General features: G+C 67.7%; 12 protein-coding genes. 5 read left to right on the forward strand and 7 right to left on the reverse strand.

Annotated elements, in window-relative coordinates:
• The first annotated feature begins 90 nt into the window (after positions 1-90).
• Together ACIHA7_RS32965 and ACIHA7_RS32970 are read left to right on the forward strand one after the other, a co-directional pair.
• Complete coding sequence (locus tag ACIHA7_RS32965; protein ID WP_397295009.1) at positions 91-759, forward strand: dioxygenase; 669 nt, start codon at positions 91-93, stop codon at positions 757-759.
• A gap of 164 nt (positions 760-923) precedes the next feature.
• Positions 924-1445, forward strand: a complete 522-nt coding sequence (locus ACIHA7_RS32970; protein ID WP_397295010.1) for a CAP family protein — start codon at positions 924-926, stop codon at positions 1443-1445.
• Here the strand turns inward: ACIHA7_RS32970 and ACIHA7_RS32975 are convergent.
• Together ACIHA7_RS32975 and ACIHA7_RS32980 are read right to left on the reverse strand one after the other, a co-directional pair.
• A complete protein-coding gene (locus tag ACIHA7_RS32975) occupies positions 1402-3474 on the reverse strand; it encodes an MMPL family transporter (RefSeq protein WP_397295546.1) in 2073 nt (690 codons plus the stop codon). The two genes, ACIHA7_RS32970 and ACIHA7_RS32975, sit on opposite strands and share 44 nt — an antisense overlap.
• A 103-nt stretch (positions 3475-3577) precedes the next feature.
• The gene (locus ACIHA7_RS32980) at positions 3578-4216 is read right to left on the reverse strand and encodes a hypothetical protein (RefSeq protein WP_397295012.1); all 639 of its coding nucleotides are present in this window, start codon (positions 4214-4216) and stop codon (positions 3578-3580) included.
• Between the two features lie 171 nt (positions 4217-4387).
• Here ACIHA7_RS32980 and ACIHA7_RS32985 point away from each other — a divergent pair, with 171 nt between their 5' ends.
• The gene (locus ACIHA7_RS32985; RefSeq protein ID WP_397295013.1) at positions 4388-4591 is read left to right on the forward strand and encodes a hypothetical protein; all 204 of its coding nucleotides are present in this window, start codon (positions 4388-4390) and stop codon (positions 4589-4591) included.
• Positions 4592-4667: 76 nt separating this feature from the next.
• Here ACIHA7_RS32985 and aztD read toward each other — a convergent pair whose 3' ends face one another.
• Genes aztD through aztB form a run of 3 tightly spaced genes read right to left on the reverse strand, consistent with a single transcriptional unit; the run spans position 4668 to position 8772 of the window.
• Complete coding sequence (aztD, locus tag ACIHA7_RS32990; protein ID WP_397295015.1) at positions 4668-5834, reverse strand: zinc metallochaperone AztD; 1167 nt, start codon at positions 5832-5834, stop codon at positions 4668-4670.
• A 26-nt stretch (positions 5835-5860) separates the two neighbouring features.
• On the reverse strand, positions 5861-6784 hold the full coding sequence (aztC, locus tag ACIHA7_RS32995) for a zinc ABC transporter substrate-binding protein AztC (protein WP_397295017.1): 924 nt from the start codon (positions 6782-6784) through the stop codon (positions 5861-5863).
• Positions 6781-8772, reverse strand: coding sequence for a zinc ABC transporter permease AztB (aztB, locus tag ACIHA7_RS33000; RefSeq protein WP_397295018.1), 1992 nt, complete (start codon positions 8770-8772; stop codon positions 6781-6783). The genes aztC and aztB overlap by 4 nt, the downstream gene beginning before the upstream one ends.
• A 47-nt stretch (positions 8773-8819) precedes the next feature.
• Between aztB and aztA the strand changes: the two genes are divergently transcribed.
• Entirely contained in the window at positions 8820-9545 is a 726-nt protein-coding gene (gene aztA, locus ACIHA7_RS33005; protein WP_397295020.1) for a zinc ABC transporter ATP-binding protein AztA, read from the forward strand.
• Between the two features lie 16 nt (positions 9546-9561).
• A complete protein-coding gene (locus ACIHA7_RS33010) occupies positions 9562-10068 on the forward strand; it encodes a DoxX family protein (protein WP_397295021.1) in 507 nt (168 codons plus the stop codon).
• 85 nt (positions 10069-10153) lie between these two features.
• Here ACIHA7_RS33010 and ACIHA7_RS33015 read toward each other — a convergent pair whose 3' ends face one another.
• Together ACIHA7_RS33015 and ACIHA7_RS33020 are read right to left on the reverse strand one after the other, a co-directional pair.
• Entirely contained in the window at positions 10154-11164 is a 1011-nt protein-coding gene (locus ACIHA7_RS33015) for a DUF6745 domain-containing protein (protein ID WP_397295023.1), read from the reverse strand.
• A 46-nt stretch (positions 11165-11210) separates the two neighbouring features.
• Positions 11211-11537 carry a hypothetical protein gene (locus tag ACIHA7_RS33020; protein WP_397295025.1) on the reverse strand — a complete coding sequence of 109 codons (327 nt, stop codon included), beginning with the start codon at positions 11535-11537 and terminating at the stop codon, positions 11211-11213.
• Positions 11538-11707: the final 170 nt, after the last annotated feature.

Below are 11707 nucleotides of genomic sequence, written 5' to 3' on the forward strand. Positions count from 1 at the left end.
CAGCGCTTCAGCCCCGCTGTTCCGGTTGCGCGGAGCGCAATGACCGATCGGATGTAAACAACCCGACAGTCCCGCCAGGAGATCCCCATCATGACCACCGAACAATTTCCGGATGACGACACCGAACTCCCCCAGGCGATCACCCGTAAACGCCTGCTGCAACTGGGTTTACTGGCCGTGCCCGCCGCGGCCGCACTGACCGCAGGCGCCGCGTCCAGCAGCGGTAGCCCCGGCGAAGCTCCGCAGGCCCTGCCCGCGGATCTCGAACCAACCCCGGCCTGCCACGACGGGGACGCACCCACAATTTCACAAACCGAAGGCCCCTACTTCAAGCCGAACTCGCCGCTTCGCAGCGATCTGGTGATCCCCGGCTCCCCGGGCACCCGGCTGACGGTCAGCGGCTATGTGTTCACTCGTTCCTGCCGCCCGGTGGCGCAGGCCCTCCTGGACTTCTGGCAGGCCGACAACGCAGGCGCCTACGACAACGCGGGCTACAAGTGGCGGGGTCATCAATTCACCGACGCGAACGGCCAATTCAAACTGTCGACCATCGTGCCGGGCCTGTATCCTGGCCGCACCCGCCATATCCACGTCAAAGTGCAGGCGCCCAATCAGCGGATACTGACCACCCAGCTCTATTTCCCCAACGAGCCACGAAACAACACCGACTCCATCTTCGATCGTCGGTTGCTGATGACGGTCCGCACGGTGCCCACCGGGCGGGAGGCGACCTACGACTTCATTCTGAATTTCCGCTGACGTGCCGAAGCTCGCGCGCTCGACCTCGACCCGAGGTCGAGGTGCACGTGCGAGACGGCGGTCCCCGACCTCGACTGGGGACGCCACTGGTGATCATTCGCTTGTGGCACAGACCGACCGGTCCTACGGTGGGATCCGCTATCCACCGATCGGAAGGAAGTCGAATGCGCAAGTCGCGGTTGACAATTGCCGGTGTCCTGATCGCCGTCGCCGGTGCGGTCGTCGGTGCGGTCCCAGCCGGCGCGGACACATCCGACGCTCATAAACTCTCCGTGGCGAACGCGGCGCGCGCCAAGTACGGAGCTCCCGCGCTGACCTGGAACTCCGGCTTGTCCCCCGACACACAGCAATACGCCGCGGCGTGCAAGTTCCAGCACTCGGATTCGCGCGGCCGTTACGGCGAAAACCTGTACGCGGGCACCGGCAACCGCACTTTCGAGGACGCGATGCGGAGCTGGATGGCCGAGGCCGGCAAATACGACTACAACAATCCCGGCTTCTCCCCCGAGACAGGACATTTCACCCAGGTGGTGTGGAAAGCCAGCACACAGCTGACGGTCGGCATCGCCTCGTGTCCGGCGGGCACCATCTTCTCGCAGCCAAGCACCTTCGTAGTCGCTCGGTTCACCCCGCCGGGGAATGTCAGGGGCCAGTTCCCGCAGAACGTCGGCCGTCCGCAGAACTGAGCTGCTTCGTCTCCGATGGCGTAGCGACACGCGAAAGGGCATTGGGCCACCAGATTTTCGGTCCGGTGAGACTGAAAAGCGCTGGGATCACCACGGTTCGAACCAGGAAGGTGTCCAACAGAATTCCCAATCCGACGATGATGCCGAGCTGCGTGAGGATGATCAGCGGCAGGACCCCGAGCACACAGAACACGGCGGCCAGGACGATGCCCGCACTGGTGATGACAGCACCGGTGGCGGAGACGGCACGGACGATGCCCTGGGTACTGCCGTGCTCGGGCGTTTCCTCACGCGCTCGGGTCACCAAGAAGATCGTGTAGTCGATACCGAGGGCAACCAGGAAGAGGAAGGCATACAGCGGCGCACTGGTGTCCAGCGCCGGAAAACCGAAGACGTGCAAGCCGATCCAGGCCCCGAGCCCGAGCGCGGCCAGTGCGCTGAGCACCGAGACACCCACCAGCAGCACCGTGGCGGGGACGGCTCGCAGCAGGGCGAGCAGGATGACCGACACGACGGCCAGGATCATCGGGATCACCACGCGCTGATCGTGTTCGGCGGCTTTCCTGGTGTCCAACCCCTCCGCGTCGCCGCCACCGACGAGTGCCCCCGGCACCGACGACAGCTCGGCCCGCATCGACTCGATGGTCGAGAAGGCTTGCGGCGAACCGGGTTCGGCGTTCAGCACCACCGACCACCGCATCAGCCCGGACGGCGCGGTTCCGGTGGGCGTTACCTCGGTGACCCCCGGCATGGCGCGCAGCTTCTGCTGGACCTCGGCCCCCGCATCGGCCTTCGCCAACACGACCGTCGGGTTGGCCGCGCCTGCCGGGAAATGCGCGGCGAGGGTGTCGAAGCCTTCGACTGATTCAGCGCGGACCCGGAATTGATCGGTCTGCGATAGCCCCACCTCGGTCCCGATCAACCCGGCCGCGCATCCACCGAGCACCACCAGCGTGCCGCAGGCGACGATCACCGGCTTACGCACCACCCACGCGGCGATCGCGTGCCACATCCCCTGCTCGGCCGCCGCCCGATCGTCGGCCTGCGGCACGAACGGCCAGAAGACATTGCGTCCACACACAGCCAGCGCGGCAGGCAGCGCCACCAGAACGAACACCAGCGCCACCACCAACCCGGCGGCGGCGCCCACACCGAGACTGCGGGTGTTGGGCAGCGAAGCCAACAGCAGCGTCAGCAGCGCGGCGACGACGGTGACATTGCTCGCCAGGATCGCCGGTCCGGCGTGCCGGACCGCGTGGCGCAACGCCGTTCGATGGTCGGCATTGCGGTGCAACTCGTCGCGGTAGCGGGAGACCAGCAACAGCGCATAGTTCGTCCCCGCGCCGAAGACGAGCACGCTGGTGATACCCGAGGTCGAGCCGTCGAAGGCGAGCCCGGTCACCCGGGCCAGTCCGGTGCCGACGGTGGCCGCGACCCGATCCGCCGAGCCGACCACGAGCAGCGGCACCAGCCACAGCACCGGCGACCGGTAGGTCACGATGAGCAGCAACGCGACGACGGCCGCGGTCACCGCCAGCAGCGTGACGTTGGCTCCGGCGAAGGAATCGGCGATGTCACCGCCGAACGCGGGCCCGCCGGTCACCTGAATGTTCAGATCCGCCGGTTGCCCGGCCTTCACCGACTCGCGCAGCTCATTGATGCGGTCGGTCAACGCGAATCCGCTCAACTTCGCGTCGACCGGCAGCCGTCCGATCGCGGCCTTCCGATCGGGCGCAATGGCCAGCTCACCGAACCGGACCCGCAGCTCAGCCACCTCTTCAGCACCCAATTCGGCGCCGTCTGCGCGGGTCACCACGACCACAGCGGGTGCGGTACCCGCATCCGGGAACTGGGTGAGTAATTCTTTGACCCGCGCCGATTCCGCGCTGCCGGGCAGGGAGTTCGGTGCCTCCCCCGCGGCGTCGTTACCGCCGATCCCACCGATCAGCCCGGCCGACACGGCGGCGAGCAACAACAGGAGCAACCATGACCTACGGGCGGTGACCGCGGTCGCGAACCGATCCCACATGCGCATCACCACACGATGGCAGAACCGCTGCCGAGGCGCGCGTTGTCACCCCGGCCACGTGGGCATGATCACCGTCACGTCCGCGCGGCGCAGCCACAGTGCGTCAGTTGAATCCGTAGATCTCGGCGACCTGCATCCGCTCGGGGTCGAAGGTCGTCGTCTCGAGCTTCCCTGAGCCCGGATTGGTGAGGCTGATCGTCGTGTCTCCGATAAAGGAGACGCGCTGCGGGCAATCGTCCTCGTTCCAGACAGTGGCCTGCCTGCTGAACAGCCCGCCCCGCTCACGCAGCACGACGCGGCATCCGGGCGGGTGGTTGTAGATCTTGTGCGTCTCCGTGACGACTTCGTGGCTGCCGTCGGGACTCACCTCGACGGCCACCACCTTGCTGTCCTCGGCGACGAACCCGTCCACGAACATCGAAACGGCCCACACGGGCACCAGCACCAGCCCCAGGGCGCCGGCGACCGCAATCCGCCCCGGACTGCGGCGCGGACCCAGCCTCGGCACAGCGAGCAGGATCACGGCGACCGTCCAGCACGCCGCCGGAGCCCATACCGGGACCCAGTCGAATCGATAGAAGCGAAGTGATTGAAACCATGCGGGCCCTGCGGCGACTCCCAGCGCGAAAAGCGCGAAGACGCCGAGCAACCAGATGGTCCGCTGTCGGCGCAGCGACCGATCCGTACCGCTGCCCGCGTCGTCCGGCACCGGTGACGCCTCGTAGTTCGCCGTATCGGTCATCAGACTGCCCACCCTTATGCACATCACGTCCGACGCTGTCGGTTCGAACACAAGGCGATCGTAGCTGAATCATCGAGAATGTAATGGGGGCAACATAACTCGGGGCGTGCGGGCGGGTTCTGCCGCCGGATAACTTGATGGCATTCAGCAGCATCCACCGAAGGAGATCGAATGCCAACCTCTCGAACGGCACTGCGCAGCGCTTTCGTCGGCGCCGTCTTCGTGACCATGACCGCGATCACGGGAGCGAGCGCCTATGCCGAATCGACGGCTCCGACGCAGCCGCGACCCGCAGAGCCGATCAACTGCGATCCGAACAATATGAATTGGGCAGCATGCCTGCTCAGCGGCTCGTCCTCGCTGTCAACGAAATAACCTGACTGCCATGCGGTCCCGGCTCGAAGCACGCTGCGCAGCCGGGTGACCGCATGAACAGTCTGGTCGGGTCCGATCAGTGGCCGACCACTCCGCTCAGTTCATTCGGCGTGGCGGCCAGTGTCGCGCTCGCGGCCACCGCGCCGGTGCCCAGGTCGATCCGGTGCACCTGCTTAGTCGCCGGGTCGGACACGTAAGCCATTCCGTCGCGGCTGAACAGGGCCGGCCGCGGATCCTGCCACTTCAGCGGTTCCTGCCACGGCGCGAGCACCGGAATGGAACGCGTGACGGTACCCGCCACGGGGTCGATCACGTGCAGGCGGCCGTCGGTGCCCAGAACCAGCGCCTCGCCTTGCGGGCCACGGGCCAGCGAGCGGAAGGTGTAGCTGGTGCCGATATCGACCAGGCGCAACGAGCCACTGACCGTGTCGATGAGCGAAATTTGCTGGGGGCGTTCGAGTTCAGCGTCCTTGTCCTGCTTGTAGTCACCGAGCACGATCGGCGAGACATCGCTGCCCGCCGCATTCCCGATGCGGCCGTACGGAGTCGGGCTGGTGACCTTGGTAATGGCGCCGTTGCGGTAGACGAGAACACCCGTCTGGCAGCCGATGACGATCGCCTCGTCCTTGGCGGCGGCCTCACCGTGCACGCCGGGGCAGTCCTCGTTGCGGGCGATCTCCTTGCGCTGCGCGTCCAGCACCACGGCACCGACCCGCTTCTCTTCGGTGCCGAGCGTGACCAGCAGGTTGCCGTTCGCCAGCTGCACCGCCACACCGTGATGCGGTGCGGCGGAACGGTAGACCTCGGTGGCGGGCTTGCCGGAGCCGAGCGCGGTGGAATCGAAGGCGGTGACCTCGCCGGTGCCGTCGGCGAACAGCACCGTGCGGCCCGCGTGGCGCACCACGTGACCGGGCTTGGCGGCCGGGAACTCGGTGCCGGTGAACTTCGTGGCGGCCGCGTCGAAAACCTTGAAGCCGTCCTTGACCGTCACCATCAGGTGCCGGTCGTCGCCCGCCGGGTTGAGCCGGTTGAAGCCTTCCAGCTGCACCTCACCGGTCTTGGCCAGCGTGGTCGGGTCCAAGACGTAGATGCCGCCGTCATAGGTGATCGCGATCGGTTCGGCACCGTGCGCGGGCGCCGCCGACTCGGTGGAATCGTTTGTGCCGCAGCTGCTTACGGCAACTACCGAGGCGACGATTCCGGATAGAGCCACTGTCTTGGTGGCTCGTGACCGCATGTGCATGTACTACTCCGTGTTCTCGTGGGGTATCAGGTGGGAGGTGCGGTGAGACCGCGCACGATCGCCGCGGTATTCGCGCGCGTCATCTCCAGGAAGGTGGCCGCGCCGCCGCCCGGCGCCGTCAGCGACTCGGTGTGCAGCCCGATGACCTGCACCCGCACCCCGGCCCGGTCGGCCAGCACGCGAGCGAGCTTGTCGGGTTGGGAGGAGTCGACGAAGATCGCGCCGACCCCGGCGGTCCGGATGGCATCGGACAGCGAGCTCAGATCCGACGAGCTCGGGGAGGCGAGCGTCGTGCCGCTGGGAATCACCGCCCCGACCACCTGGAAGCCGAAACGCTGTGCGAGATAGCCGAAGACGTGGTGGTTGGTGACCAGCTTGCGGCGTTCGGTGGGAATGCTCGCGAACTGCTCGGTGACCCAGTGGTCGAGCTGGTCGAGCTCGGTCAGGTAGCGATCGGTGTTGGCACGGATCGCCGTCGCATCGACGCCGTCGACGTGCTCGATGATCGAGGCGGCGATCGTCTCCACCGCCGCACGCACCCGCTTGGGATCGGTCCAGAAGTGCGGGTCGGGGCGGCCCGCGGATTCGTCGGAGGTGTAGCTGATCGGATCGACGTGCTCGCCGACCGCGACGGTCGGAACCCCCGAACTCGCCGCGGCCGCCACATGGCGCGCCACGCCTTCCTCGAGACCCAAGCCGTTGTGCACGACCAGCGCGGCGCGGTCGAGCTTCGCGGCCTGCTGAGCGGAGGCCGCGAACGAGTGCGGGTCGGCGTCGGGGGCCATCAGCACCGTCACCTCGGCGGTGTCGCCGGTGATGACGCGGGTGAGATCACCGAGGATGTTGGTGGTGACCACGATTCCGGTGCGATCACCGCCGCTTCCGGTGCACCCGACGAGCAAGGGAGCCAGGACGGCCAGCGCGGCGAGCACGCGCAGCAGGGTTTTCATTCGCCGGTCTCCGTCAGGTGGGTCGGCGCGAGGTCGGCGGTGAAGGTGCGGGCCAGGCGCAGGTTGTCGTTGTAGGCGATCTCGTAGACCTTCCCGCGGGGTGCGTCGTTGACGTACGCGCGCTGGGAGTCGACCAGGATCGCCGGTGCGGCGGCACCGTCCACCAGTGGTTCGAGCAGCGCGACCTGCGCTGTCTCCCTTGCCGTTGCGGCGTCGAAGCTGTGCAGCACACCGTCGCGGGTCAGGGCGAGCAGCGCGGCACCCTCGCCCGCGGTGTTCACCGCGACGATCGGGCCGACCGGCGTCAGCGTCCAATTCTTCTTCCGCACGTCGAGCGTCCAGAATCCCCGCTCCCCGGCGCGGGCGGTGAGCGTCGCGCTGCCGGGGCGGTGAGTGAACTCCACCGCGCGGTCCGCAGCGGTGGCCTCGGCCGGGTAGCGGATCTTCTGGCCGGTGAAGTTGCCCTCTTCCCCGGTCACGGCCAAAGCGCCGTCGGCACAGCCGAATACAACGCCGCGGCGGGTCACCGCACGGCCGCGCGGGTCCGGGCACGGTTCGGCGATCGTGGACACCGCGGTGTTGTCGCGGGTACGCACCTCGACCTTGTCACCTGCGGCGACCAGCAGGTGCGCGGCGTACGGAAGCGCGGCGCCCCCGGCGATCCGGCCGCGCTCGACGATCGAGCCCTGATCGAGCGCGGGGCGGTCCAGCAGCACCGTCGCGCCGTCGTCGAGCACCAGCGCCGTCAGCACTGGATCGCTGTGCGCAGCCACCACTTGACCACCGAGGGTGCCGACTTCACGGACCGCGGCACGGTAGTAGTGCACGTGATCGCCGTGATCGACCATCCAGCCGCCGCTGTCCACTATGCGCGTCGAATTTCCCACGCTCACATAGCCATAGCGGCCGTCACCGACGATGCGGCGCGCGCCCTCGGCCCGGCCCGCGTCCACACTCTTCTCGGTGGTCAGATCCAGCACCTTGATCGCGCCGGCGCCACTGTCGGCGAGGATCAGTCGTGATTGCGGCTCGGCGGACTCCTCCGCGCCTGCCACATAGCCGTGCGGCATCTCGACCGGCGGGGCCGTTTCGGCGCTCGTTCCACAACCGGCCAGCGGGACCACGGCGAGTGCGCTCGCCGCTACCGCCGCTGTGCGAACCCCCTTGCCGCGCAGCCGGTCCCGTGCCGCTGCGGCCAGTGCGGACAGGAAGAACAAGGCAACCGCCACGGCCGCGATCGTCGCCCCGCCCGCCGTGCCCGCGTGCCAGGAGATCAGCAGCCCGGTCACCGTGGCCACACCGCCGAGCACCGCGGCGAGCACCATCACCATCGAAATCCGGTCCGCCCAGTACGTGGCGGCGGCGGGCGGTGCGATGAGCAACCCGAAGACCAGCAGCGTGCCGACGATATGGAACGACGCGACGATCGCCAGCGTCACCAATCCCACCAGTGCCACGTGCGCGAGTTGCGGACGCAGGCCCAGCGTGTGCGCCTTGCGCGCATCGAAGGTCAACGCCACGAACGCGCGGTGTCCGAGAGCCGTGATGAGCAGCGCGATCCCCAGCGCCACAACGAGATACAGCAGGTCGCGGTCGCGCACCGCCAGCACGTCACCGAACAGGAATCCGGTCAGGTCGACCGCGAACGACTGCGAGCGGGACACGATGATGACACCTGCCGCGAGCATGCCGACGAACAGCAAACCGATACCGGTATCGGCCGACAATCGTTTGTTGCGGCCGATCGCGGAGACGCCCACCGCCATTGCCGCGCAGCTGATCGCGGCGCCGAGCAGCAGATTGCCGCCGAGCAGCGAGGCCACCGCGACGCCGGGCAGCATGCCGTGCGCCATCGCGTCCCCGAGAAAAGCCATGCCGCGCACCACGACCCAGGTGCCCGCGAGGGCACAGATACCCGACACGAGCAGGCCGCCCCACAGCGCCCGTTGCACGAAAGCCACCTCGAACGGGGCGAACAACCACTCCATGCGCACTACAGTAGAATGAAAACGATTGTCATTACAAGTGAGGTGAAATGGTCCACACGCAGACCCCGAGCGCCCTGCGCCTGCTCGGCCTGTCCGCGGGTTACGCCGGTCGCACGGTGCTGCACCAGGTGAGCGGGGTGATCCCGGCCGACAAGGTCACCGCGATCATCGGCCCGAACGGATCCGGGAAATCAACGTTGCTCGCGGTGCTCGCCGACGTACTCGCCCCCTCGGCGGGGACGGTCCAGCGGACCACCGACCGCAGGCCTGCCTTCGTGGTGCAGCACACCGCGGTGCCCGCGACCTTGCCGATCACGGTGCGCGAGACGGTGGCGATGGGCCGCTGGGCACACCGCGGCCCGTGGCGGCGGCTGACCAGGACCGACCGCGCCCTCGTCGATACCTGCCTCGAGCGTCTCGACATCACCGACCTGGCGGCTCGCCGACTCGACACCCTCTCCGGTGGTCAGCGGCAACGTGCCCTGCTGGCCCAAGCGCTGGCGCAGGAGGCCGAGGTACTGCTGCTCGACGAGCCAGCCGCCGGACTGGATTCCGGTACCCAACAGGAGATTTCGCGCGCCCTTCGGGAGATCAGCGCCGGCGGGGTGACCGTCGTCCAGGCCACCCACGACGCCGAGGAGGCGGCCCGCGCCGACCACTGCCTCTACCTGCGCGACGGCACATTGATCGCCGAGGGCGCGCCCGATGACGTCCTCATCCGATACCGCGCCGTGCCAGCCACAGCGGACGAAAGGACCCTAGAATTGACGTGACGGAAAGGGGCTCCGCGTGTCCGACACCTTCCCCTGGCGAACTCGGCTGCTCTCCACCACCGCGCCGACCGCGACCATCTGGATCCGCCTGTATGTAGGCGTGGTCTTCTTCTTCGAAGGCATCCAGAAATTTCTCTACCCCGACACTCTGGGCACCGGCAGATTCGACAAAGCAGGCATCCCGGCCCCGGGCTTCTTCGGGCCACTCGACGGTGTATTCGAGATCGCCTGCGGCGCTTTGATTCTGGTCGGTCTCCTCACTCGCGTCGCAGCGGTGCCGATGATCGTGAACATGCTCGGTGCCCTACTGATCACCAAGCTCCCGATCCTGTGGGGTGACGCGCCCCTGTTCAGCGGTAAGTCCGGCTGGTGGGACTTCATCCACGACTCCCGCACCGACCTCGCCCAACTGTGTGGCAGCGTATTCCTCCTCATCGTCGGCGCCGGAGCCTGGTCGATCGACGCACGCCTCACCCGCGGTCCCCGGAACTCCGCACCGGATCTCGGGGGCCGCACTCACTAGGGGCGTCCCTGACGGGTGCAGATCCCGAGCGTAGGTGCGGATTTGCTGCTGCAGCGCCTGCCGTCCGGGGCACTGGGACAGGTACTCAGGTCTGCTGGACGGGCTCGTAGATTTCTGCTCCGAGGCCGAAGGTCCACGCGACTCCTTCGCGGGCGGTGCGGGTCGCCGGAGGGACGCGCAGCCAGTAGGTGCGGTGGGTGCCGTCGGGTTCCGGGGTTGAGTTGACGACTTCGACCATTACCACGTCCTCGTCGCCGACCAGCTCGATCCGCCAGAGCACACCTGTTTCGTCGCGGTGTATCGGTTGCGCGCCCGATTCGTCGAGATAGCGATCGTAGCCGTAGTACTCGAGCATGATTCGGCGCAGCTCGGCATTCTCTTCCTCGCGGATCTGCGCCGGAGTCAATGACCGCAAGCTGTCGAGGAATTCGGCGCTGACGGACATGCCGCGCCATGCGTGTAGTTCGAAGCCGTCGGGGTAGGCCAGCGCGGGGCCGTCGCCGCGGTCGAGGCGGCCGGCTTCGTCGCGGTGCAGTGCGATGGGGCGTTCGCTGATCACGGCGATGTTCTCGTACGGCCACCACCAGCCTGCTTCCCGTGCCACCGCGGCCAATCCGGCGAGCGGCGAGCCCGGGGTGGTGTCGAACGCGCACAGCCACGCGGAATCATGGTGGCCGAGTACGGCATCCAGCAGTAGCAGGCGAACCCCAGTGCGCTGCGCAGGCGTGCTCGCGGCGGCGTCGATGACACCCTCACGCACCCGGTCGACAACGGTCTGCGTCAGCTCCCACAGTCCCGCTCCGGTGGCCTGCCAATGTTCGTTGAACGCCTTCGACCCCAATTCCGCGTGCACGCGGGCACGTTCGACCGCCCACGGCGCGCTACGCACCGCTTCGCGCACACTGGCACCGCGCTCCCCCAACTCGCCGTCCGACAACATACGCACCGCCGCCAAAGGCGAACCGGCCCACACGATTCGCGCGGGCTCAGCCAGTCCCGCCTGCCGGTAAGCCGCGCGCACCCCGGCCTCCGCCGCCGCTCGATCGCCGGCACCGGTCTTCGCCGAAACCGCCCGCCACACATCACGTTCCGTCACGTCTTCACTCTTTCCGTGCTCGTAAGGTCTTCTGACGCTGTGATGTTCAGTCGGCGACGATTCGTACCGACCCCGGCACGTACTCCCGTTGGCGCACCACCCGATACCACCCCTTCGGCAGTGTGATGGGCGCGTGTTCTTCGTGCACGACGCGCCCGCCCTCGGGCAGGTCCAGCAGCATCGGCCCGAACGCACTCGCCTCGCGAATCAATCTGCCGGGACCGGCGATCGCGTGCGCGTGCCCGGTGACTTCGCCGAGCGCGAGGACCAGTCGCCCGCGGCCGTCGCGGGGTTCCGACACCGCGTGCACGGCCGTTTCGGGTACCGCGCTCGCAGCCAACGGAACGATCAGGACGTCGCCTTGCCGATACATGATTTCTCCTCCCACCGCCGGCCCGAGATCGGTGCCGTGCCGAGGACGGTAGCGGCGGGCACCGACAAACCCCGCCCGCTGCGCCGGATGTCGGTGGGGCTTGGTAGAACTCACCCCATCACTACCGAAACAGGACAGAAGGGGCGGGGACGTATGAGCGAGCGAATCGT

Source organism: Nocardia sp. NPDC052316 (genome assembly GCF_044547795.1).
Taxonomy (GTDB): Bacteria; Actinomycetota; Actinomycetes; order Mycobacteriales; family Mycobacteriaceae; genus Nocardia.

Excerpts from the sequence above, each read along its gene's own strand:
- ACIHA7_RS32965 (WP_397295009.1), top strand. The coding sequence starts at position 91 with ATGACCACCGAACAATTTCCGGATGACGACACCGAACTCCCCCAGGCG.
- ACIHA7_RS32970 (WP_397295010.1), top strand. The coding sequence starts at position 924 with ATGCGCAAGTCGCGGTTGACAATTGCCGGTGTCCTGATCGCCGTCGCC.
- ACIHA7_RS32975 (WP_397295546.1), bottom strand. The coding sequence starts at position 3,474 with ATGTGGGATCGGTTCGCGACCGCGGTCACCGCCCGTAGGTCATGGTTG.
- ACIHA7_RS32980 (WP_397295012.1), bottom strand. The coding sequence starts at position 4,216 with ATGACCGATACGGCGAACTACGAGGCGTCACCGGTGCCGGACGACGCG.
- ACIHA7_RS32985 (WP_397295013.1), top strand. The coding sequence starts at position 4,388 with ATGCCAACCTCTCGAACGGCACTGCGCAGCGCTTTCGTCGGCGCCGTC.
- aztD (WP_397295015.1), bottom strand. The coding sequence starts at position 5,834 with ATGCACATGCGGTCACGAGCCACCAAGACAGTGGCTCTATCCGGAATC.
- aztC (WP_397295017.1), bottom strand. The coding sequence starts at position 6,784 with ATGAAAACCCTGCTGCGCGTGCTCGCCGCGCTGGCCGTCCTGGCTCCC.
- aztB (WP_397295018.1), bottom strand. The coding sequence starts at position 8,772 with ATGGAGTGGTTGTTCGCCCCGTTCGAGGTGGCTTTCGTGCAACGGGCG.
- aztA (WP_397295020.1), top strand. The coding sequence starts at position 8,820 with ATGGTCCACACGCAGACCCCGAGCGCCCTGCGCCTGCTCGGCCTGTCC.
- ACIHA7_RS33020 (WP_397295025.1), bottom strand. The coding sequence starts at position 11,537 with ATGTATCGGCAAGGCGACGTCCTGATCGTTCCGTTGGCTGCGAGCGCG.